20 protein-coding genes and 1 pseudogene are annotated in these 23,611 nt (G+C 55.7%); 14 read left to right on the top strand and 7 right to left on the bottom strand.

Annotated elements, in window-relative coordinates; translation table 11 throughout:
- Positions 1-10 precede the first annotated feature (10 nt).
- From yeiB to mglC, 5 genes are all read left to right on the top strand, one after another.
- The gene (yeiB, locus tag GVO84_RS15220; RefSeq protein ID WP_159514572.1) at positions 11-1,168 is read left to right on the top strand and encodes a DUF418 domain-containing protein YeiB; all 1,158 of its coding nucleotides are present in this window, start codon (positions 11-13) and stop codon (positions 1,166-1,168) included.
- Positions 1,169-1,323: 155 nt separating this feature from the next.
- Positions 1,324-2,346 (top strand): HTH-type transcriptional regulator GalS, encoded by a 1,023-nt coding sequence (galS, locus tag GVO84_RS15215; protein ID WP_032658964.1) that lies wholly within the window; start codon positions 1,324-1,326, stop codon positions 2,344-2,346.
- Positions 2,347-2,640: 294 nt separating this feature from the next.
- A complete protein-coding gene (gene mglB, locus GVO84_RS15210) occupies positions 2,641-3,639 on the top strand; it encodes a galactose/glucose ABC transporter substrate-binding protein MglB (RefSeq protein ID WP_024908164.1) in 999 nt (332 codons plus the stop codon).
- A 79-nt stretch (positions 3,640-3,718) separates the two neighbouring features.
- On the top strand, positions 3,719-5,239 hold the full coding sequence (mglA, locus tag GVO84_RS15205; protein ID WP_032658961.1) for a galactose/methyl galactoside ABC transporter ATP-binding protein MglA: 1,521 nt from the start codon (positions 3,719-3,721) through the stop codon (positions 5,237-5,239).
- Positions 5,240-5,254: 15 nt separating this feature from the next.
- Positions 5,255-6,265, top strand: a complete 1,011-nt coding sequence (gene mglC / locus GVO84_RS15200) for a galactose/methyl galactoside ABC transporter permease MglC (RefSeq protein ID WP_029740401.1) — start codon at positions 5,255-5,257, stop codon at positions 6,263-6,265.
- Between the two features lie 49 nt (positions 6,266-6,314).
- Here mglC and GVO84_RS15195 read toward each other — a convergent pair whose 3' ends face one another.
- The 6 genes from GVO84_RS15195 to GVO84_RS15170 form a co-directional block, all read right to left on the bottom strand.
- Positions 6,315-7,703: a glutamine synthetase family protein gene (locus GVO84_RS15195; RefSeq protein WP_159515656.1), complete on the bottom strand. Its 1,389-nt coding sequence runs from the start codon at positions 7,701-7,703 to the stop codon at positions 6,315-6,317.
- A gap of 124 nt (positions 7,704-7,827) precedes the next feature.
- Entirely contained in the window at positions 7,828-8,544 is a 717-nt protein-coding gene (gene sanA / locus GVO84_RS15190; protein WP_008500918.1) for an outer membrane permeability protein SanA, read from the bottom strand.
- Between the two features lie 126 nt (positions 8,545-8,670).
- Positions 8,671-9,555 (bottom strand): cytidine deaminase, encoded by an 885-nt coding sequence (gene cdd, locus GVO84_RS15185; protein WP_159514571.1) that lies wholly within the window; start codon positions 9,553-9,555, stop codon positions 8,671-8,673.
- 129 nt (positions 9,556-9,684) lie between these two features.
- Entirely contained in the window at positions 9,685-10,380 is a 696-nt protein-coding gene (locus GVO84_RS15180; RefSeq protein WP_029740398.1) for a CidB/LrgB family autolysis modulator, read from the bottom strand.
- Positions 10,377-10,772: a CidA/LrgA family protein gene (locus GVO84_RS15175; protein ID WP_023312463.1), complete on the bottom strand. Its 396-nt coding sequence runs from the start codon at positions 10,770-10,772 to the stop codon at positions 10,377-10,379. The genes GVO84_RS15180 and GVO84_RS15175 overlap by 4 nt, the downstream gene beginning before the upstream one ends.
- A 184-nt stretch (positions 10,773-10,956) precedes the next feature.
- Positions 10,957-11,667, bottom strand: coding sequence for a type 1 glutamine amidotransferase (locus tag GVO84_RS15170; protein WP_159514570.1), 711 nt, complete (start codon positions 11,665-11,667; stop codon positions 10,957-10,959).
- 59 nt (positions 11,668-11,726) lie between these two features.
- Between GVO84_RS15170 and GVO84_RS15165 the strand changes: the two genes are divergently transcribed.
- The 8 genes and pseudogenes from GVO84_RS15165 to GVO84_RS15130 all read left to right on the top strand — a co-directional run bounded on the left by GVO84_RS15165 (position 11,727) and on the right by GVO84_RS15130 (position 22,093).
- Positions 11,727-12,524 (top strand): AraC family transcriptional regulator, encoded by a 798-nt coding sequence (locus GVO84_RS15165; protein WP_121425324.1) that lies wholly within the window; start codon positions 11,727-11,729, stop codon positions 12,522-12,524.
- A 41-nt stretch (positions 12,525-12,565) separates the two neighbouring features.
- Positions 12,566-13,498: a tRNA dihydrouridine(16) synthase DusC gene (gene dusC / locus GVO84_RS15160; RefSeq protein WP_121425325.1), complete on the top strand. Its 933-nt coding sequence runs from the start codon at positions 12,566-12,568 to the stop codon at positions 13,496-13,498.
- A 302-nt stretch (positions 13,499-13,800) separates the two neighbouring features.
- Entirely contained in the window at positions 13,801-15,147 is a 1,347-nt protein-coding gene (locus GVO84_RS15155) for a carbohydrate porin (RefSeq protein ID WP_159514569.1), read from the top strand.
- 155 nt (positions 15,148-15,302) lie between these two features.
- Positions 15,303-16,136, top strand: coding sequence for a BglG family transcription antiterminator LicT (gene licT / locus GVO84_RS15150; protein WP_023336336.1), 834 nt, complete (start codon positions 15,303-15,305; stop codon positions 16,134-16,136).
- A gap of 29 nt (positions 16,137-16,165) precedes the next feature.
- Positions 16,166-18,126: pseudogene (gene bglF / locus GVO84_RS15145) on the top strand (PTS beta-glucoside transporter subunit IIABC); the annotation flags it as partial.
- 12 nt (positions 18,127-18,138) lie between these two features.
- On the top strand, positions 18,139-19,533 hold the full coding sequence (locus GVO84_RS15140) for a glycoside hydrolase family 1 protein (RefSeq protein WP_159514567.1): 1,395 nt from the start codon (positions 18,139-18,141) through the stop codon (positions 19,531-19,533).
- 326 nt (positions 19,534-19,859) lie between these two features.
- Entirely contained in the window at positions 19,860-21,278 is a 1,419-nt protein-coding gene (mdtQ, locus tag GVO84_RS15135) for a multidrug resistance outer membrane protein MdtQ (RefSeq protein WP_159514566.1), read from the top strand.
- 50 nt (positions 21,279-21,328) lie between these two features.
- Positions 21,329-22,093, top strand: coding sequence for an SDR family oxidoreductase (locus tag GVO84_RS15130; protein WP_159514565.1), 765 nt, complete (start codon positions 21,329-21,331; stop codon positions 22,091-22,093).
- Between the two features lie 60 nt (positions 22,094-22,153).
- On the opposite strand, the gene GVO84_RS15125 is transcribed toward GVO84_RS15130, so the two are convergent.
- Entirely contained in the window at positions 22,154-22,726 is a 573-nt protein-coding gene (locus GVO84_RS15125) for a DedA family protein (protein WP_159514564.1), read from the bottom strand.
- A gap of 157 nt (positions 22,727-22,883) precedes the next feature.
- Here GVO84_RS15125 and GVO84_RS15120 point away from each other — a divergent pair, with 157 nt between their 5' ends.
- Entirely contained in the window at positions 22,884-23,471 is a 588-nt protein-coding gene (locus GVO84_RS15120) for a Yip1 family protein (protein WP_033146018.1), read from the top strand.
- Positions 23,472-23,611 lie beyond the last annotated feature (140 nt).

Below are 23,611 nucleotides of genomic sequence, written 5' to 3'. Positions count from 1 at the left end.
GGCAGGAACCATGGAGCGAAACGTCACGCTCGATTTTGTTCGCGGCGTCGCCATTCTCGGTATCCTGCTGCTTAATATCAGCGCCTTCGGTCTGCCGAAGGCGGCTTATCTCAATCCTGCCTGGTATGGCGACATCACGCGCAGTGATGCCTGGACGTGGGCTGTCCTCGATCTCTTCGCGCAGGTTAAATTCCTCACGCTGTTTACCCTGCTGTTTGGCGCTGGCCTGCAACTGCTCCTCAAACGCGGTACGCGCTGGATCCAGTCCCGCCTGACGCTGCTGGTTCTCCTCGGCTTTATCCACGGCCTGTTCTTCTGGGATGGCGATATTCTTCTTGCGTATGGATTAGTCGGGCTTATCTGCTGGCGTCTCATTCGCGATGCGCACAGCGTAAAAAGCCTGTTTAACACCGGCGCGATGCTCTACGTCATGGGCCTTGCCGTATTGCTGCTGTTGGGGATGATCTCCGGCGAGGCGACAAACCGTGCCTGGATCCCGGATGCCGCTAACCTGCAGTACGAACAGTACTGGAAGCTGAAGGGCGGTACGGAAGCGATAAGCAACCGCGCGGATATGCTGGGGGATAACCTCCTTGCGCTGGGGGCGCAATACGGCTGGCAGCTGGCGGGCATGATGCTGATGGGTGCGTCATTGATGCGCACCGGCTGGCTGAAAGGGGAGTTTAGCCTGCGTCACTATCGGCGAACGGGTGCCGGGCTGGTGCTGCTCGGCGTGCTGATTAACCTCCCGGCGGTCATTACGCAGTGGCACATCCACTGGGATTACCGCTGGTGCGCATTCCTGCTCCAGGTGCCGCGCGAGCTGAGCGCACCGTTCCAGACCATCGGCTACGCGGCGCTGATCTATGGCTTCTGGCCATCGTTTTCCCGCCTGTGGATCGTCAGCGCCATCGCCTGCGTGGGCCGCATGGCGTTGAGCAATTACCTCCTGCAAACGCTGCTCTGCACCACGCTTTTCTATCGCTTTGGCCTGTTTATGAAATTCGACCGCCTCGCGCTGCTGGCGTTTGTTATCCCGGTCTGGGTGATTAACCTGGCGTTTTCTGTGCTCTGGCTACGTTATTTCCGCCAGGGACCTCTGGAGTGGGTGTGGCGTCAGTTAACCGCACATGCTTCAGGGATATCATTGAAAAACACATCCAGATAACGATCTGGATCACAATCATTAACAAAACGGATGTAAGCGTTTTCATGAGTGTGAGCTTCTTCACGTAGTCCCCTTTCTCTCGCTGCCAAAATAGCCACCTTGCTAAACACAGGGGGTGTCTGTGAGTTGCTGCAATCCTTTGAAGGATGGTGAATATGATCACCATTCGTGACGTCGCCCGTCAGGCGGGCGTTTCTGTGGCTACCGTCTCGCGCGTGCTGAACAACAGCGCGCTGGTCAGCCCTGAAACCCGTGAAACCGTAATGAAAGCCGTGACCCAGCTCGGGTACCGGCCCAATGCCAATGCCCAGGCGCTTGCGACGCAGGTCAGCGACACCATCGGCGTGGTGGTGATGGATGTATCGGATGCCTTTTTCGGCGCGCTGGTGAAAGCGGTCGACGTGGTCGCCCAGCAGCATCAGAAATACGTCCTGATCGGCAATAGCTATCATGAGGCGGAAAAAGAGCGCCACGCCATCGAAGTGCTGATTCGCCAGCGCTGTAACGCCTTGATTGTCCACTCAAAAGCCTTGAGTGATGAAGAGTTAACTGGCTTTATGGATCAGATCCCGGGCATGGTGCTGATCAACCGCATCGTTCCCGGCTATGCCCATCGCTGCGTCGGGCTGGATAACGTCAGCGGCGCCATGATGGCCACGAAAATGCTCATCAACAACGGGCATCAGCGGATCGGTTATCTGGCCTCCAGCCATCATATTGAAGATGACGACCTGCGACGCGAGGGGTGGCAAAACGCCCTGAAAGAGCACGGCATTACGCCGTCAGAAAGCTGGACGGGCACCGGTACGCCGGACATGCAGGGCGGTGAGGCGGCAATGGTGGAGCTGCTGGGCCGCAACCTGCAGCTTTCTGCGGTGTTTGCCTATAACGACAGCATGGCGGCAGGGGCCCTGACGGCGCTGAAAGATAACGGCATTGCGGTGCCACAGCATTTATCACTCATTGGCTTTGATGATATTCCGATTGCCCGTTACACCGACCCGCAGCTGACAACGGTGCGCTACCCCATTGCCTCTATGGCGAAACTGGCGACTGAGCTGGCGTTACAGGGGGCGGCAGGACTGCTGGATCCGGGTGCAACGCACTGTTTCATGCCGACTTTAGTGCGTCGCCACTCCGTCGCGGCCCGGCAAATTGTGGTTCCGATCACTAACTGATTACATCAGGTGATGTAACCGTTTTCAATCTGTGAGTAAATTCACAGTATCTTAACAAGGCGCTGACTATGATGTCAGCGTTTTAGGGGCTGAAACGCTATGTAACGGTGATTATTCACTTTCACCATAGCCAATGTGCCGCAAACAACGAATAAAACGCATTTCTGGAGCGTTACCGACCACGGAAGATAGAAATTTTATAAGTGAACGTCGGCTGTCAGTAACGTTTTATTAACACCTGCCCGCCGATCGTTATTCACAAGAACTACCCTGCATAAAAAAACCGGAGATACCATGAATAAGAAGGTGTTGACCCTGTCTGCTGTAATGGCAAGCATGCTTTTTGGTGCAGCAGCGCACGCTGCGGATACCCGTATTGGTGTGACCATCTATAAATACGACGACAACTTCATGTCTGTTGTGCGTAAAGCGATTGAGAAAGATGCGAAAGCAGCGCCAGACGTTCAGCTGCTGATGAACGACTCCCAGAACGACCAGTCCAAACAGAACGACCAGATCGACGTTCTGCTGGCGAAAGGCGTGAAAGCCCTGGCCATCAACCTGGTTGACCCGGCTGCTGCAGGCACGGTTATTGAAAAAGCGCGCGGCCAGAACGTGCCAATCGTCTTCTTCAACAAAGAACCTTCCCGTAAGGCGCTGGATAGCTACGATAAAGCGTATTACGTCGGTACTGACTCCAAAGAGTCCGGTATTATTCAGGGCGATCTGATCGCTAAACACTGGGCGGCGAACCCGAACTGGGACCTGAACAAAGACGGTCAGATTCAGTTCGTGCTGCTGAAAGGCGAGCCCGGCCACCCGGATGCTGAAGCCCGTACCACCTACGTTATCAAAGAGCTGAACGACAAGGGTCTGAAAACCCAGCAGCTGGCGTTAGATACCGCGATGTGGGATACCGCTCAGGCGAAAGATAAGATGGACGCGTGGCTGTCCGGCCCTAACGCGAACAAAATCGAAGTGGTTATCGCCAACAACGATGCGATGGCAATGGGTGCGGTAGAAGCGCTGAAAGCGCACAACAAATCCTCCATTCCTGTGTTCGGCGTCGATGCGCTGCCGGAAGCACTGGCGCTGGTTAAATCTGGTGCAATGGCCGGTACCGTTCTGAACGATGCCAACAACCAGGCGAAAGCGACCTTCGATCTGGCGAAAAACCTGGCCGACGGTAAAGGTGCGGCTGATGGCACCAACTGGAAAATTGAAAACAAAATCGTTCGCGTACCTTACGTGGGCGTAGACCAGTCCAACCTGGCTGAGTTCATCGGTAAATAAGTTAGCGGTACTGTCTCCACTGGGCGCAATTCGTTGCGCCCTTTTATAACGCGATATGCGAGGCCAACAAGGTATAATTATGGTCAGCACAAATACTCAGTCATCCGGTGAATACCTGTTGGAAATGAGCGGTATCAACAAGTCATTTCCCGGCGTTAAGGCACTCGATAATGTTAATTTAAAAGTTCGTCCTCACTCTATTCATGCCCTGATGGGGGAGAACGGTGCGGGTAAATCAACATTATTAAAATGTCTTTTTGGGATCTATCAAAAAGATTCTGGCAGCATTCTTTTTCAGGGGAAAGAGATCGATTTCCATTCAGCGAAAGAAGCACTGGAAAACGGTATCTCGATGGTTCACCAGGAATTAAACCTGGTGCTGCAGCGTTCAGTCATGGATAACATGTGGTTGGGGCGTTATCCAACCAAGGGTGTCTTTGTCGATCAGGAAAAAATGTATCGCGACACCAAAGCGATTTTCGATGAGCTGGATATTGATATCGATCCGCGCGCCCGCGTGGGAACATTATCCGTCTCCCAGATGCAGATGATCGAAATCGCCAAAGCGTTCTCCTATGATGCGAAAATCGTCATCATGGACGAACCAACATCGTCATTAACGGAAAAAGAGGTTAATCACCTTTTTACCATTATTCGTAAGCTAAAAGATCGCGGCTGCGGCATTGTGTATATCTCCCACAAAATGGAAGAGATCTTCCAGCTGTGCGATGAGATCACCATCCTGCGCGACGGTCAGTGGATTGCCACGCAGCCGCTGGAAGGGCTGGACATGGACAAGATCATCGCCATGATGGTCGGCCGTTCCCTGAACCAGCGCTTCCCGGACAAAGAAAACAAGCCGGGCGAAGTGATCCTGGAAGTGCGCAACCTGACCTCGTTACGCCAGCCGTCCATCCGCGATGTCTCCTTCGACCTGCACAAGGGTGAAATCCTGGGGATTGCCGGTCTGGTCGGTGCAAAACGCACCGATATCGTGGAAACTCTGTTTGGCATCCGTGAGAAAGCTCAGGGCACCATTACGCTGCACGGAAAGAAAATCAATAACCATAACGCCAACGAAGCCATTAATAATGGTTTTGCGCTGGTGACGGAAGAGCGTCGTTCGACCGGTATTTATGCCTATCTGGATATTAACTTTAACTCGTTAATTTCTAACATTCGCAATTACAAAAACAAAGTCGGACTGCTGGATAACTCACGCATGAAGAGCGATACCCAATGGGTTATTGACTCTATGCGCGTGAAAACGCCAGGACACCGCACCCAAATTGGTTCGCTGTCAGGCGGTAACCAGCAGAAAGTCATTATAGGGCGTTGGTTATTAACCCAGCCAGAAATTCTGATGCTGGATGAACCAACCCGCGGTATTGACGTCGGCGCGAAGTTTGAAATTTATCAGCTGATTGCCGAGCTGGCGAAAAAGAATAAAGGGATCATTATTATTTCTTCCGAAATGCCGGAATTGTTAGGGATCACAGACCGTATTCTGGTTATGAGCAATGGTCTCGTTGCCGGTATTGTTGACACCAAAACGACAACGCAAAACGAAATTTTGCGTCTTGCGTCTTTGCACCTTTAAGATCAGGGGCTCCTCATGAGTGCGTTAAATAAAAAAAGTTTTCTCACTTACCTGAAAGAAGGCGGTATTTACGTTGTTCTTTTAGTACTGCTGGCTATCATTATTTTCCAGGACCCTACGTTCTTAAGCCTGCTGAACCTGAGTAACATTCTGACCCAGTCCTCCGTGCGTATTATCATTGCGCTGGGCGTGGCGGGCCTGATCGTGACCCAGGGGACGGACCTTTCTGCCGGTCGACAGGTGGGTCTGGCGGCGGTTATCGCGGCAACCCTGCTGCAGTCGATGGAAAACGCCAACAAGGTCTTCCCGGAAATGGCCACCATGCCGATTTTCGTGGTGATCCTGATTGTCTGCGCCATCGGTGCGGTGATTGGTCTGATCAACGGTATTATCATCGCCTACCTGAACGTGACGCCGTTTATCACCACGCTGGGTACGATGATCATCGTTTACGGTATCAACTCCCTGTACTACGACTTTGTCGGTGCTTCACCTATCTCGGGTTTTGACAGCGGCTTCTCGACCTTTACGCAAGGGTTTATCGCGCTGGGCAGCTTCCGCCTGTCCTATATCACCTTCTATGCGCTGATCGCGGTGGCCTTCGTCTGGATCCTGTGGAACAAAACGCGCTTTGGTAAAAACATCTTCGCAATCGGCGGTAACCCGGAAGCGGCGAAGGTCTCCGGCGTAAACGTTGCCCTGAACCTGCTCTTCATCTATGCGCTGTCCGGCGTGTTCTACGCCTTCGGCGGGATGCTGGAAGCGGGCCGTATCGGCTCTGCAACCAACAACCTTGGCTTCATGTACGAGCTGGATGCAATCGCAGCCTGCGTGGTGGGCGGCGTCTCCTTCAGCGGCGGCGTCGGTACCGTACTGGGCGTGGTGACCGGTGTGATCATCTTCACCGTCATAAACTACGGGTTAACCTACATTGGCGTGAACCCGTACTGGCAGTACATCATCAAAGGCGCCATCATTATCTTCGCGGTTGCGCTGGATTCACTGAAGTACGCGCGTAAGAAGTAATTGCTCCTCGCGTTATCCGGCCCGCTCATCGAGCGGGCTTTTTTATGCCTTATGCCAGCTGTGACTCCTCTCGGGTCACGATGCGTTCAAACCAGTCGAGTTCAGAGAGCTTGCAGGCGATCCACTGTTCGGAAAAGGCGTCGCCCAGGCTGTCGGTGAGGTACTGACAGCGGGCAAAGGTCTCAATCGCCTCCTGCTGAAACAGCGGCAGTTCGGGCCGATCGAGCTGCGGTTCGGGCAACTCCTCCTCGTCGATGTATTCCAGCCCGTACAGCATGCCGGTCAGGATAGCGGCTGCCACCAGGTACGGATTGGCATCAGCCCCGGCCAGCCGGTACTCGATACGACGGTTGTGGTCATCCGAGCAGGGAATACGCAAAGCGGCGGAGCGGGTGTTATAGCCCCAGGAGTTAAATACGGGTTCCGTCAGGTTTTTACGCAGGCGACGAAACGCGTTGACGCCCGGCGCAAGAATGGCGATTGAGGCGGGCATCAGCGCCAGCTGGCCCGCGATGCACAAACGCATCATGCTGTTAAGCGCGTTCACCGGGGAAGCAAAGACGTTTTCGCCGTGACGATTGTTCAGGCTGAAATGGAAGTGCAGGCCGCTGCCGGACAGCTGGCTGAAAGGCTTAGCCATAAAGTTAGCCTGCAGGCCGTGCTTTTCGGCAACGTATCGGGTCAGGCGACGAAGCGCCAGCACGTTATCACAAACCTCAACGACGCGATGGCCGTGCTTCAGGTTTAATTCGTACTGACCGGACTCGGCTTCCGCCACGATCCCTGACAGCGGTATGCGCTGAAGGTGCGCCAGCTGTTCCAGCTCGTCAAACAGCGCCGCATACGCCGACGAGGTATCCATGTGAAAACAGCCCTGATTTTGCGGATCCCGATCGTCATGCCCCGTCAGATAGAACTCGATTTCCGGGGCAATCACCGGGAAGAGGCCGTGCTGGTGGAAGCGGGCCAGCACGTTCTGCAGTATCACGCGCGGCTCAAGCGGGCAGGGGGTATCTTCGCTGTCTTTCATCGTCAGCAGAATCTGCGCGTTGTGCTGCGGATCTTGCGGACAGGGGCGCAGGGAGCCGGCGACCGGAACGCAGAGCCGGTCCGGCTCATCATGAAGCGGGGCGGCGATTTTTCCTTTCTGATCCATCGAGTAGACCGAAAGGGGAAAATAACAGCCTTTTTCCAGGGTCAGCATGCTCTCCACCGACAGACGCTTGCCGCGCATCGTGCCGTTGATGTCGTTCAGGTAAACGTCTACATGTTTCGTCTGCGGGTAACGTTCCAGATAATCTGCCACTTCCACTGAAATGTTGTGCTGCAGGGCGTCAATTTTTTCATCAAGCCAGAGACCGGAATTGAGTGCGCCAGGAAGTGATAAACCGGGAAAGTTAAAATACGGACGGAGACTTTTGAGGAAAAACGCATTCATTATCGAGTTCATAGTCATTCTTCAATGAAGCCGTAGCGGCAGTGAACTCAGCTTAAAAGAGCCGACGTAAAGGGGGGATAAAAAGCGTCAGGCCCGGCGTAAAGAAAGTATAAAGGCGGTCCTGTTATTTCTCTTTTTTCTGCATATCAAGCAGCTGTTCGGGCGTGACGGCCGGGTAACCCTGCGCGTCTTCCGGCACTTCGTGCATCGCCGGGATCGGCACCAGCGGGCCTAAAAAGCGCGGTTCGCGTTTGAAAATATACAGGTCTGCCAGCGCGCCAAAACGGGCGCCGAACTCGCGGACGCGCACGCTCAGCATATCTTTTGGCGACGGCACCGCGTAACACTGCGCCTGAATGCCCATATGCAGCGCGATAAACAGCGCGCGCTCGCAGTGGAAGCGCTGGGTGATGATGATGAAGTCGTTGGTGTCGAAGACTTTGCGCGTGCGCACGATGGAGTCCAGGGTGCGGAATCCGGCGTAGTCGAGCACGATATCGGCAGGGTCCACGCCCGCCGCAATCAGGTCTTTTCGCATCGTCACCGGTTCATTGTAGCTTTGCAGGGCGTTATCCCCGCTTAACAGCAGGTAGTTTACCTTGCCGCTGTTGTAGGCGTTTAGCGCGCCCTGAATGCGGTAACGGTAATACTGGTTAATGACGCCGGTGCGGTAATACTTGGCGGTACCGAGAACCACGCCAACCTGACGATAGGGCAGGTCCTGCAGGTCATCAAAGATGTAGGGGGCGGTTTTCCAGCTCATCCAGCGGTCGAGACCCAGCACGATCAACAGCAGTATGCCGACCAGGACAGACAGGCTGTAAAAAACGCGCTTTAACATGGAGATGGCTCGTTCGTGGATGAAATTTAACTCAGGCTACTTTACCCGCCTGGTTAGCGCAAGAAACAGCGACTCAACTGAGGGGTTTTTCAGCAAACTGACGGGCATTTCTGCCCGCCGGAAGGTTCAGGCAAGCAGTACGCGGTCAATTGTCGTACAGCCTAACGCTTTGAGCGTTGCGGCGGTGGCATCCCACTGGATCAGTGGCGCATCGGCAATCTCAGCCAGAACGGCGCGCTGAATGTCCGGATAGTCATAGCCGTTCAGGCTCAGCAGGTTAAGCGCGCCCTGCAGCGGAGGCAGGGTTGGGTTAAACGCGGCGTTTTCCGCGTAGCTGCCGCTAAAGATTTGGCCATCACGGCACTGCAGCGCCACGCCGCTCGGAGACTTGCTGTACGGCGTGTGGCTCTTGTTGGCCGCGCGAATGGCCGCCTGGTTCAGGTCATCGCCGGACGGGGCGTAACCGTGGTCCTGATCGTCCATCAGCAGCGTTTTGATCTCCAGATCTTTCGGGCCAAACGCGTCAGGCAGATAATCCCCCAGCGTGTGCGGCGCGCGGCCCGGCAGGTTGATGCGCAGCTGCAGCCCGCTGTTCAGCTCGTTCATAAACTGACGGCAGTGGCCGCAGGGGGTGTAGTTAACGGTAATGGCGCTCAGGGCTTTTTCACCGCGCAGCCAGGCGTGGCTGATGGCGCTCTGCTCGGCGTGAACGGTCTGCTGCATGGTCGCGCCCAGGAACTCCATGTTGCCGCCGAAGTACCAGGTGCCGCTGACGCCGCGCGCAATGGCCCCGACGTTAAAGTGGGAGAGATCGGCCCGCGCGCAGGCGGCAGCCAGGGGAAGCAGTGCGAAAGCCAGCGCGTCTTCGTCCAGTCCCGTTGCCTGTTTCAGCATCGTGACCTGCTCCGCGGTCAGCAGGGCGGGGAAGTGTGCATCTGCCAGAACGGGAGCCAGGGCTGACTGCAAATTCTCTGCAAGCTGGGCGAAAGCAGCTTGAAAACGTGGGTGCATGGCGTTTGCCTCATAAAGGTTAATGGATCGGTAGTTTACGGAGCCGTTAGGGCTTTATATGTGATCCACTTCTCATTATGTATGCAACTTATGAAATCAAAATGAAATTTGCGCGACGCATCGCAAATTTTAGCCCATCACCGCCAGAATCAGCGGGAAAATGAACGGGGCCAGCAGGGAGGTGATAATCCCGCAGATCACCAGCGCCAGCGAGCTAAACGCTCCTTCCTGATAGTCCAGCTCCGCACAGCGGGCAGTGCCCAGGGCGTGGGAGGCGGTCCCCATCGACAGTCCCCGTGCCGCTTTAGTGTGAATACGCATGCCGTTCAGCAGGGTGTGACCAAACACCGCCCCGAGTATACCGACGAAAATGACGCACATCGCGCTGATGGCCGGGATCCCGCCAAGGCTGCCGCCGACCGCCATCGCGATAGGCGTGGTCACCGATTTAGGCAGAATAGAGGCGGCAATCTGTGGGGAGGCCCCCATCAACAGCGCCACCGACGTGCCGGTGATCATCGCCACCAGGCTGCCCACAAAACAGATGGTAATGATGGATTTCCAGCGGGCGCGGATCTGGTGGAGCTGCTCATATAAAGGAAAGGCGAGCGCCACAACGGCAGGCTGCAGCAGGTCGTTTAGAATTTTGCTGCCGGCAAAGTAACGTTCGTAAGGAATGCCGGTGAGCAGCAGGAACGGAATAATGACCACCATCGCCACCAGCAGCGGGTTCAGCAACGGCATTTTGAAACGTGCGGCAAGCTTGCGCGCGGCGAAGAATACCGCCAGGGTTAACGGCAGCGACCACCAGATATTGGCCATCATTTTTTTGTTTTCTCCCCAACCACGTTACGTTCACCGTGCACCAGATGCGAACTCCAGCTCACCACAAGGAAAACCACCAGCGTACTGACCGCGCAGGAGACCACAATCGGGCCGAACTGGGCTTTGAGCAAATCAAAATACTGCATAACCCCGACGCCGATAGGCACGAAAAGCAGCGCCATATAGCGAATGAGGACGAAGCAGCCGGGGTTGACCCATTTTGCGGGCAGGATTTGCAGCGCCAGCAAAACAAAGAGGATCAGCATACCGATAATGCTGCCGGGAATGACGATGGGCAGCAGCGATGCGATGAATATCCCGGCATACAGGCAGGCGTATATCAGGACGAATGCGCGCAGATATTGCCAGATAATGTTCAATGATTTGCTCATGGTGATAGTCCTTGCTGAAACGCATTCATCATACAATTAAACCTAAAAATGTGCCACGGATCACATCATGAATTTTGAGCATACCAGACATTCCAGAATGGAACGTCCGGTATCACCTTACAGGGGCAGGCTACAGTTTAGAGGAAAGGGCGTGCGGTGGCGAAGTGACGAGCCAGAGAATGCATCAGCGCGAGGCGGTCAGTTTATCGAGAAAAGAAAACAGCACCTGATTCATTTCGCGATAATCATGCGAGCGAAGTTTTTCCGCCGTTTCGACAAAACGAAATTCAGCCGCGCGGCGGAGATCGTTCTGCGAATGTTCAATCAGCAACTCAACGACCTCCGGCGTCAGCTCCATATGGCACTGAAAACCGTAAACCCGTTCGCCGTATTGCACGATCTGACGGGGACAGCCCTCGCTGTAAGCGAGCACCTTAGCCTGCGGCGTCAACCCTGGCATGTCGTTATGCCAGTGACCGACGCTCAGCTCGTGGTCAAAATCCTTAAACAGCGGGTTGGCCTTGCCTGCCTCTGTGAGCCTGAGGGGAAATTTGCCGATCTCTTTTTCCGGGCTATGGCAAAACGCTGCGCCCAGCGCTTCACCGATAAGCTGCGAGCCCAGACAAACGCCAATCACCGTTTTACCCGCCTCTATTGCGCGGCCGATGAGCCGCATTTCCGCTTGCGCATCGAACCAGGGGCACTCCTTAAGCGTGGTGGCAGGCGACTGCGGCCCTCCCATGATGATAAGCACGTCCGTGCTCTCCAGGTCTTCGGGTAACGGATCGTCCTGATAAACTCTGGAGTAGCTCAGGCTACAGCCGCGATTTTTCCCCCAGATTTCATAGGCGCCTGGCGCTTCGAAATGTTCATGAATGATAAAATGAATGTGCATTGCGTCTCTCTCCGGTTACGTGTACAAGCAGCATCATAAGAGGAAGGGAGGAATGTGAAATGCCAACCGTTATCGATAAAACGCCAATTCACGACGACGCCATCGGATGGTCCAGAGGGGCAATTAGCTATACGCGCGGCGAAGTGGATCCCCCTCACCAGCATTCACAGGGGCAACTTTTGTTTGCCATCAAAGGAGTGATGCTGGTCGAAACCGGCAATAAGCGTTGGGTCATACCGCCTCAGCGCGCGCTGTGGATCCCTCCCTTTCAGGAACACACCTACAGTGTGTTATCCACAACGGAGCTCCGCGCGGTCTGGTTTAGCCCCGCGCTGATAGCGCAATGCGAGCCTTTTAAGCGGAAAGAGGAGGTCCACGTGATTATGGCGACAGCGTTGTTCAAAGAGCTGATTGCCGGGCTGTTCAGCGCGGAATACCGGCCGGCAAGCCAGCGCAGCATGGCCGTTTTGCTGCTCGAAATCCTCAGTGAGGCGCAGCAGATTTCGGCCGAATTACCGATGCCCGTTGATGAGCGGTTACATCGCGTTGCCTGTGACATCATTGCCAACAATCTCTGGGATGTTTCGATGGAAAGACTGGCGGAACAGGTAGCGATGTCTGAGCGCACATTCTCACGCGCGTTTATCAAAGATACCGGATTTAGCTTCCGGGCCTGGCGACAGCGAGCAAGGATTTGTGCCTCGCTGGACTTGCTCGCAAACGGATACCCGGCTAAGCAGGTGGCCTGGATGCTGGGGTTTTCTGGCCCGGCGGCATTTTCGGCGGCGTTTCGCGCCATTGTCGGGGCAACGCCAGCTGACTTTTTCCCTGAACAGAAGCGCTTCCCAGCGATATAGAGAGCGGCTACTATAGCGCGTCTTTTTTCACAGGTACTGCTATGCGTGTTTTACTGGCCCCAATGGAAGGCGTGCTCGACTCCCTCGTGCGCGAGCTTCTGACCGAGGTGAACGATTACGATCTCTGCGTGACGGAGTTTCTGCGCGTGGTCGATATGTTGTTGCCGGTAAAATCCTTCTTCCGCCTGTGCCCCGAGCTGCACAACCAGAGCCGGACCTATTCCGGCACGCTGGTGCGTATTCAGCTGCTCGGCCAGTATCCTGAATGGCTGGCGGAAAACGCCGCCCGCGCGGTTGATCTGGGCTCTTACGGGGTGGATCTCAACTGCGGCTGTCCGTCGAAGCTGGTGAACGGCAGCGGCGGCGGAGCGACGTTGCTGAAAGATCCTGAGCTGATTTACCGCGGCGCGAAGGCGATGCGTGAGGCCGTGCCTTCGCATTTGCCGGTGACGGTGAAGGTGCGCCTGGGGTGGGACAGCGACGCGCGGCAGTTTGAAATCGCCGATGCGGTGCAGCAGGCCGGGGCCACCGAGCTGGTGGTGCATGGCCGCACCAAAGAGGATGGCTACAAAGCCGAACGCATTAACTGGCAGGCGATCGGCGAGATCCGCAAGCGCCTCACCATTCCGGTCATCGCCAACGGTGAAATCTGGGATTACGAGAGCGCGCAGGCCTGTCTGAACGCCACCGGCTGCGATGCGGTAATGATCGGTCGCGGCGCCCTGAATGTGCCGAACCTCAGCCGGGTGGTGAAATATAACGAGCCGCGGATGCCGTGGGCAGACGTCGTCACGCTGCTGCAAAAATACAGCCGTCTGGAAAAGCAGGGCGACACCGGCTTGTATCACGTCGCGCGAATTAAACAGTGGCTGAGTTATTTACGCAAAGAGTACGATGAAGCACTGGGGTTATTTCAGGAGATTCGGACATTACAGACTTCTGCTGATATTGCCCGGGTGATTCAGTCAAAATAATAAGCGTTAAATTGCTCACATTTTTTTAAACCAGAAAACAGTTCTGGTTTTCAACGTGGCGCGACGGTGTTAAGGTGCCATTGTTTTCAACGCAGGATTGTTACTGGCTAACAGGCAAAACCTAAGCGTTTCACAGCATTTTCGCTGTGGAGCGCTTAGGTTTTTTTTTGCCTCTCGTTTACGCAGGAGAGAAATTTGGCTTAGCGCTTTTTACTGATTTTAAAAAAATGAAATATCGACAGGAAATAGAAAAATTTCCTGCGGCCGGTTACGCACAAAATACTCAATCACAGGTTGTTATCATGGCATATAAAAATAAACTCTATGCGTTCGCCTTATTGACGATATCCCCGCTGTCGGTGGCGCAGGACTGGAATGGAACGGTATTAGGCTTTGAAGCTCCGCCGGAGCCTGTTCTGGGCGAAATGCTCGGCATACGTAAAATCCTCAACGATAACGGTTTTACCTATAACCTCGGATATCTGAATGAAATTGGCTGGAACGGCGGTGGCGGATATAACCACGACTCCCACGTGGCCTATATTGACCAGTTTGCGCTGACCTTCAACCAGGACCTGGAGCGCTGGACGGGCATCCCGGATGCGCGTATCGAGGGGAACATCGTCAACCGTAACCACAATGACGACCTCACCACTAAACGCGTGCAGGATCCGCGCGCGAACTTCAACGATTTGACCCAGGAGAGCTGGGGCGGGCAGTCGATTACTCGTCTCGGCTGGCTGACCTTTGCCCGCAGCTTTGACGACCGGCGTCTGACCTGGCGCATTGGGATGATGAACAAGGTGCAAACCTTCGATCAAATTATCCCCTGCGATTTCCAGCTGCTCTCCCAGTGCGGCGGGAAATCGGCCAACTCGCTGACCTGGAACAACTGGAACGTTCACACCTGGGGCACCACGCTGGAGTATAAGCTCACGCCAGCCGTCACCTTAAAAGGCGGCGTGATGGAGCAAAACCCGGACGCTTCCAGCCGCAGCCACGCCTGGAGCTGGTCGACGAAGGGCAGCAAAGGGGTTTTGCTGCCGGTTGAAATCGAAGCGCGTCCGTTGATTAACGGCCTGCCGGGCGCGTATAACCTGGGCGTGGTGTTTACCAACGCGCCGCAAACCGATCTCTATCGCGGTAAATCCGGCGGTGCGGGGGCGAGCGATCCGGACGGTTACGAGAAGCATAACCGCACGTGGTTCATGTACGCCGGGCTTAACCAGCAGATCACGCAGCACAGGAACGATCCGAATCGCGGGCTGAGCACCTCCGTAAGCATGAGCCTTGCGGATCAGCGCAGCAATTACATGCATCAGGTGTATGCCGCCTCGCTGCGCTATCGCGGGCTGTTTGACGCCCGTCCGGAAGACTGGATTGGCTTCGGGCTAACCTGGATTGATATGAGCAGCCAGTACGCCCGCAACCAGCGCTCTATGAACAGCCTGAGCGGCGTGTCGGACTATAACGATCCGGCGTATCACCCGGTGCCGGGCCACTCCCTGAACGGTGAGTTTTACTATCGCTTCCGTCCGGTGTCGTGGCTGGAGCTGCAGCCGGGCATTCAGTACTGGCACCATCCCGGCGGCGTATCCCGGACGCAGGATGCCTGGGTGACGGAGTTGAAAACCGTCGTGACGTTCTAGCAAGTTCGATCCGCGTCACGTTTCTGACGCGTGACGCATTGAGGCTACGAATGAAACTGATAGAGTGCCAGAACTGGATTGTTACTGCTTCGGCAGGCAAAACCTGATTTTCTGGCATCTGCCGGAGGTCAGGTTTTTTTGTTTCTGGGGTTCAGATGAAAATCGCCAAGATACTCAATAATAACGTGGTGGTTGTTCAGGATGAGCGCGGGCGCGAACAGGTGGTGATGGGCCGTGGGCTGGCCTTTCAGAAGCGCGTCGGTGAAGCGCTGGATACCGCGTTGGTTGAAAAGGTGTTTGCGTTACAAAGCGATGAGCTGGTGCGTCGACTTGGGGAGCTGCTGAGTCAAATTCCGCTGGAGGTGATGACCACCTGCGACCGCATCATCGGGCTGGCGGCGCAGCGGCTCGGAAAATTGCAGGAGAGTTTGTATATCACCCTAACCGATCACTGCTACTTTGCGATTGAGCGGCAGAAGAAAGGGCTGGCCATCAAAAACGTGCTGCTGTGGGATATTAAACGGCTGTATCCGAAGGAGTTCGAATTAGGGCAGGAAGCGCGGGCCATTATCGCCAGACGCCTTAACGTCGAACTGGAGGAGGATGAGGCCGGGTTTATCGCGCTGCATCTGGTCACCGCGCAGCTGAACAGCGAAATGCCGGAAGTGATGCACGTGACGCGGGTGATGCAGGAGATCCTGCAGCTGGTGAAGTATCAGCTGCAGCTTGAGTACGATGAAGAGTCGCTCAGCTACCAGCGTTTCGTGACGCATCTGAAGTTTTTTGCCCAGCGGATGCTCACCCGCACCGTGGTGGAAGATGACGATGTCTCGCTGCATACGGCGGTAAAAGACAACTACGCGAAGGCGTGGAAATGCGCTGAGAAAATCGCGCAGCACCTGAACAAAAGCTATCAGCGTGAGCTGACAACCGAAGAAATTATGTTCCTCGCCATTCATATTGAACGGGTGAGAAAAGAGGGGCGTTAAGCCTCAAACAGGATTGTTACTGCACTACGCAGGCAAAACCTGAGCGCGGCCTTCGTCAGAAGGCCGTTCTCGGGTTTTTTTATTTTTTGTACTCAGTCAACAGGTGCCTGCGGGCATCGGATGTAAGGAAATCGAGATGGAATACCAGGCTTTAGCGAAGGATATTCTCGGCCACGTTGGCGGAAAAGAGAACATCGTCAGTCTTGTACACTGCGCCACCCGGCTTCGCTTCAAACTGAAAGAGAATCAGAAAGCGGATGCGGAAGGGCTGAAGAAAAACCCGGGCGTGATCATGGTGGTCGAAAGCGGCGGCCAGTTTCAGGTGGTGATTGGCAACCACGTTCACGACGTCTGGCAGGCGGTGCGCAATGAAGCAGGCCTTACCGATGACGCGCCCGTCGCGGAAGAGAGGGGAGAAAAGGGCAACCTGCTGGGTCGCCTGATCGACATCGTCTCCGGGATCTTCACCCCGTTTATCGGCATTCTGGCCGCGTCCGGTATTCTGAAAGGGCTGCTGGCCCTGGCCGTGGTGTGCGGCTGGCTGAGCACCGAGAGCGGCACCTATAAAATCTGGTTTGCCGCCAGCGACGCGCTGTTCTTCTTCTTCCCGATGGTGCTGGGCTATACCGCCGGGAAAAAATTCGGCGGCAACCCGTTTATTACCATGGTGATCGGCGGGGCGCTCACCCATCCGATGATGATTGCGGCGTTTAACGCCAGCCAGCAGGCGGGGGCGGTATCGGAAGCCTTTTTAGGCATCCCCGTCACCTGGTTTAACTACAGCTCGTCGGTGATCCCAATTATTCTCGCCGCGTGGGTCAGCTGCTGGCTGGAAAAACAGAGCACCAGGCTGCTGCCGTCCTCGATGAAAAACTTCTTCGCGCCGCTGATCTGCTTAGGATTAACCGTGCCGCTGACCTTCCTGGTGATTGGCCCGCTGGCAACCTGGCTGAGCCAGCTGCTGGCCAACGGCTACCAGTGGATTTACGTCCTGGCACCGTGGCTGGCGGGCGCGGCGATGGGCGCGCTGTGGCAGGTCTGCGTCATCTTCGGCCTGCACTGGGGGCTGGTGCCGTTGATGATCAACAACCTGGCGGTGCTGGGGCACGACTCCATGCTGCCAATGCTCTTGCCCGCGGTGTTCGGCCAGGTGGGGGCGGCGCTGGGGATCTTCCTGCGCACCCGCGACGCGCGTCAGAAAATGCTGGCCGGGTCGTCCGTGACGGCGGGGATCTTCGGCATCACCGAGCCCGCAGTGTATGGCGTTAACCTGCCGCTGCGCCGTCCGTTTATCTTTGGCTGCGTGGCGGGGGCCATCGGTGGCGCGATTGTCGGCTTCAGCGACACCCACGTGTACTCCTTTGGCTTTGCCAACGTCTTTACTATCGCCCAGATGATCCCGCCGGGTGGGGTAGACGCCACGCTGTGGGGCGGCATTATCGGCACCGCGGTGGCGCTGGTGCTGAGCTGCGCCCTGACGCTGGTGGCGGGCATGCCAGCACGTTCAGCGCCCGAGGCGGTTGCGCCAGCGGGTGAAAACGATGTGCTGGCACCGATGACCGGCACCGTTCTGGCCCTCGACCAGGTGCCGGATACCACCTTTGCCAGCGGCCTGCTGGGCAGCGGTGCCGCGATCATTCCCTCCGACAACAGGGTGGTTGCTCCGTTTGCTGGCGTTGTTGCCTCGCTGTTTCAGACCAAACACGCCATCGGTCTGCTCAGCGACAGCGGGATTGAAGTGTTGATCCACGTGGGTATCGACACCGTGAAGCTCGACGGCAAGCCGTTTATCGCCCACGTGAAGGTGGGCGACAGGGTGCAGCCGGGCGACCTGCTGCTGGAATTTGACCGACAGGCGATTATCGACGCCGGATACGACCTGGCGACGCCGATCATTATCAGTAACAGCGACGAGTATCGTGACGTGGTGACCGTGGCGGCAACGTCCGTCAACGCCGGTGCGCCGTTACTTAGCGTAAGCCATCAATAACAGGAGAACGTGATGAAAACTTTCCCGGACGATTTTTTATGGGGCGGCGCGGTTGCCGCGAATCAGGTAGAAGGCGCGTATCTGGAGGATGGCAAAGGGCTGTCCACCTCAGACGTTCAGCCGCAGGGTGTCTTCGGCCCGGTGGTTGAGCGCGTGGCGGGCGACAGCGGCATCAAGGATGTCGCCATCGACTTCTATCACCGCTACCCGGAAGACATCAAGCTCTTTGCCGAAATGGGCTTTAGCTGCCTGCGCGTCTCCATTGCCTGGACGCGTATCTTCCCAAACGGCGACGAGCAGCAGCCTAACGAAGCAGGGCTGGCGTTTTACGACCGGCTGTTTGACGAGCTGGCCGCGCACAACATTACCCCGCTGGTGACGCTGTCGCATTACGAAATGCCGTGGGGGCTGGTGAAGCAGTACGGCGGCTGGGGCAGCCGCCAGACCATTGGCTTCTTCGAGCGCTACGCCCGTACCGTCTTTACGCGCTACAAAGAGAAGGTGAAGCTGTGGCTGACCTTCAACGAGATCAATATGTCCCTGCACGCGCCGATGACCGGCGTGGGCCTGCCGGAAACCAGCAGCAAAGGGGAGGTGTATCAGGCGATCCACCACCAGCTGGTGGCCAGCGCGCTGGCCGTGAAGGCCTGCCATGAGATTATCCCGCATGCCAGAATCGGCAACATGCTGCTGGGCGGCCTGATGTATCCGCTGACCTGCAAGCCGGAAGATGTCCTGGAGACGCTGCAGGAAAACCGCGCCTGGCAATTCTTTGGCGACGTGCAGTGCCGCGGCGTCTACCCGGGATATATGCAGCGCTTTTTCCGCGACAACGGTATTCAGCTTGAGGTCACGGATGCCGACCGCGAGGCGCTGAAATCGACCGTCGATTTTATCTCGTTCAGCTACTACATGACGGGCTGCGTCACCGCGGATGACGCCCTCAACCAGCAGGCGCGGGGCAACATCCTGAGCATGGTGCCAAACCCGCATCTGGCCAGTTCCGAATGGGGCTGGCAGATTGACCCCATCGGTCTGCGTACCCTGTTAAACGTGCTTTGGGATCGCTATCAGAAGCCGTTGTTTATCGTAGAAAATGGCCTCGGCGCGAAGGATAAACCGGACGCGGACGGCGTGGTGCAGGATGACTATCGCATCAGCTACCTTAACGACCATCTGGTACAAGTGCGTGAAGCGATTGAAGACGGCGTTGAGGTGATGGGCTATACCAGCTGGGGGCCAATCGACCTGGTGAGCGCGTCTAAAGCGGAACTGTCCAAACGCTACGGCTTTATTTACGTGGACCGCGACGACAGCGGTAAAGGCACCCTGGCGCGCAGCCGTAAAAAGAGTTTTTACTGGTATAAAGAGGTGATTGCCACGAAGGGGGGATCGCTGAAAGCCTGAGATGAATAACATCGCCCGGCGCAGTGCCGGGCAAATGAATCAGAAAATCATCTTGAATACGCCGGTGACCACTAAGAGCCCTATCAGAAATATAATCAAAATAACCCACAGTAATATTTTCATTCCCTTCTCCCGCTCATGAATGTCCTGAATAAGTGTAGCAGCGTATTTATATTTGGCATGAATGTATTGAATTTAATCATTATCTTTAGGAATAAATTTCCGAGTATTAAAATGTATGACAATTTGAGGATTGCCACGCGTTACTAAAAAACAGAGCGGCATCAAGCGTAATTTGCGCCTTTAATTTTTTGAGTTATGGCGTAATGAAACGTTCTCTTATTTTATCTCTGAGTGCTCCTCTTGTCTTAATGTTGGCTGCCTGCGCGCCGGAACATGCCAGCGTGTCGCCGATTAAAACGCAAGCCGCTGCGGCGTCGGTGAATACACGGCTAAGTCAAACCAGCTGGCCGAAAAACGAATGGTGGAAAGACTATAACGATCCGCAGCTTAATTCGCTGATTGCGAAGGCGCTAAATGATGCGCCGGATATGCAAATCGCCCGTCAGCGCATTACGCTCGCGGAAGCGCAGGCGAAAGCCACCATGGCGGCAGACGGCCCACAGATTGATTTCTCCGCCGATGCGGAACGGCAAAAAATGTCTGCGGAAGGGTTGATGGGACCCTTCGCCATTACCGATCCGGCCGCGGGCACCACCGGGCCGTGGTACACCAACGGAACATTTGGCCTGACAGCGGGCTGGGATCTCGATTTGTGGGGCAAAAACCGCGCGCAGGTTGAAGCCCGCATCGGCAAGGTCAACGCCCAAAAAGCCGAGATGGAGCAGACCCGTCAGCTGTTGGCCAGCAGCGTCGCGCGGCTTTACTGGGAGTGGCAGACTCAGGCCGCGGTGGGGGATGTCCTCGTGCAGATTAAACATGAGCAGGAAAATATCATCGGTGCCGACCGGGAGCTGTACCAGCACGGGATCACCTCTTCGGTAGAAGGTGTCGAAACCGATATTAATGCCAGTAAAACCGAAGAGCAGTTTGCCGGGGTAAAAGGCAAAATGAAAGCCGTTGAGGCACGTCTGCAGGTCCTGACCAACACCTCCTCTATGAAACTGACTCGCCATGCTTTACCAACAGCGGAAGCGGCGTTGCCCGCCACGCTGGGATACGAGCTGCTGGCTCGCCGTCCGGATCTGCAGGAGGCGCACTGGTACATTGAAGCTTCCCTTAGCGAAGTGGATGCCGCCAAAGCCGCCTTCTATCCTGACGTGAACCTGATGGCGTTCCTACAGCAGGATGCCCTGCATCTGAGCGATCTGTTTCGCTCTTCAGCGCAGCAGATGGGCGTGACCGCCGGATTGACGCTGCCGATCTTCGATAGCGGCAGGCTGAATGCGAATCTGGATATCGCCCAGGCGCAGAACAACCTTTCGGTGGCGAACTACAACAAGGCGGTGGTCGATGCCGTTAACCAGGTGGCGCGCACGGCCAGTGAAGTTGAAACCCTGACCGCCAAAAACCAGCAGCAGCGGCAGGTCGAAAAAGATGCCGCGCGCGTGGTGGCACTGGCACAGGCGCGCTTCAGCGCGGGGATTATTGCCGGTTCCCGCGTTAGCGAGGCCAAAATTCCGGCACTGAAGGAACATATCGCTACGCTGACCCTGAAAGGGCAGTACGTGGATGCCACGCTACAGCTGACGTCCGCCCTGGGCGGTGGCTATCACCACGGCTAAAAAAGGTCATTATCTATACTTACCTCTTTGCACATTTTCAGGAGGTGAGTATGACCCGAGTAGCAATTGTAACGGCATCGGATTCCGGTATCGGTAAAACCACCGCGCTGATGCTGGCAGAACGCGGGTTTGATATCGGCGTCACCTGGCATTCCGATGAAAGCGGCGCGCGGGAAACCTGCCGCGAGGTTGAGGCGAGGGGGCAACGTGCAGAGGCCATCCAGCTTGATCTGGGTACGTTGCCGGACGGCGCAAAGGCCATTGAAACGCTGATTGCGCGTTTTGGCCGGCTGGACGTGCTGGTCAACAATGCGGGGGCGATGACCAAAGCGCCGTTCCTTGATATGCCGTTTGACGACTGGCGGACGATTTTCACCGTCGACGTGGACGGCGCGTTTCTCTGTTCACAAATTGCCGCCCGGCAGATGGTGAAGCAGGGGGAAGGGGGGCGAATTGTGAACATTACCTCGGTGCATGAGCACACGCCGCTGCCGGAGGCGAGCGCCTACACGGCGGCAAAACATGCGCTCGGCGGGTTAACCAAATCCATGGCGATGGAACTGGTTAAGCACAATATTCTGGTGAACGCCGTCGCGCCGGGTGCCATTGCCACACCGATGAACGACATGGACGACAGCGAAGTGAGGGAAGGTTCAATGCCGGAAATCCCGCTGGCAAGACCGGGGCATACCAAAGAGATCGCCAGCCTGGTCGCGTGGCTGTGCGACAGCGACGCCAGCTACACGACGGGGCAATCGTTTATTGTCGACGGGGGTTTTATGCTGGCGAACCCGCAGTTTAAGCCGGAGGGGTAGATACCTTATTCCCTCTCCCTGTGGGAGAGGGTTAGGGTGAGGGCATCAGGCCGCACCCAGCTACTCCTCATCCCGCGTCTTTTCCCGATGCTTCAGCCACAGCCTGACCCCAATCACCGCAACTACCACCAGAATCAGCCACGCCCAGTGTTTAATATGCTGGTCGAGATTATGCAGCCATGGCGCAATCACTTCGCCCCCCACGTAGCCGAGCGTCGTAAAGATCAGCGCCCAGGCAATCGCACCCACAATATTGAGCGGCAGGAAAATTTTTGGCGGCAGATGGCTGGCGCCAATCAGTATCGGACCGATGATGCGAAAGCCATACATAAAGCGCGTGCCGATGACGAACAGATAGGGATGACGCTGAATGAGCCGTTGAGCGCGGCGGATTTTCTTCTGATGCTTTGCGAAACGCTTAAGCAGCGTGGGCCCGAAGCGCAGCCCGAGAAAGTAGAGCAGCTGATCGCCAATCATTCCGCCGAGCGCGACCGCAGCGACGACCAGCGGGAATTTCAGCAATCCCTGATGCGCGGCGACGCCGCCTAACAGCGTGATGGTTTCACCTTCTGCCACGCTACCGACGACCAGCGCGGCATAGCCATATTGTTCAATAAGTGCGTTAATATCCATTACGTAAATGTTATCTCCCTCTGCGTACCTCGTTTAATCATATACCCCATGAATCAACAGCGGGGAAATCAACGGAAATTTCCCACTGTACAGAAAATAATCTAAAGCCTGCATTATACTTAAGGTATCGCTGACGGGCCGACAACAAGGGGGCGCTATGAACCATGTCTGGGGACTTTTCTCCCATCCCGATCGTGAAATGCATGTCATTAAAAGTGAGAACGAAACGGTCTCGCATCATTACACGCACCATGTGCTGCTGATGGCGGCGGTGCCGGTAATATGCGCTTTTATCGGAACAACACAAATCGGCTGGAACTTCGGTGACGGCACCGTGGTTCAGCTTTCCTGGTTTACCGGGCTCTATCTGGCCATTGTTTTTTATGGCCTGATGCTGGCGGGCGTGGCGATAATGGGGCGTGTCATTCACTGGATGGCGCGTAACTACCCGCAACGTCCATCGCTGGCGCACTGTATGGTTTTTGCCGGATATGTCGCGACCCCGCTGTTCTTAAGCGGTATTGTTGCGCTCTATCCACTGGTCTGGCTGTGCGCGCTGATCGGTACCATTGCCCTCTTTTACACCGGGTATCTGCTGTATCTGGGGGTGCCAACCTTCCTGAATATCAATAAAGAAGAGGGCCTGAGTTTTTCCAGTTCAACACTCGCTATTGGGGTGCTGGTGCTGGAGGCACTACTGGCGCTGACGGTTATTCTTTGGGGTTATGGATACCGTCTCTTCTGAGTTCACTGCATTGCTGGCGTAAATGCCAGCAATGCAGCATCTGTTCATGATTATCCGCTGGCGACAACGTCCGGTGATCGCTATGATGCCGAAGCCAGCCTGTGTTTATCCGTTGATACAGGCGGTGCACGTCATTACGT

It is taken from the genome of Enterobacter sp. SM3, assembly GCF_009811935.2.
GTDB lineage: Bacteria > Pseudomonadota > Gammaproteobacteria > Enterobacterales > Enterobacteriaceae > Enterobacter > Enterobacter asburiae_D.
Note: the sequence above shows the minus strand (reverse complement) of the source record. Positions and strands in the feature narration are given on the sequence as shown.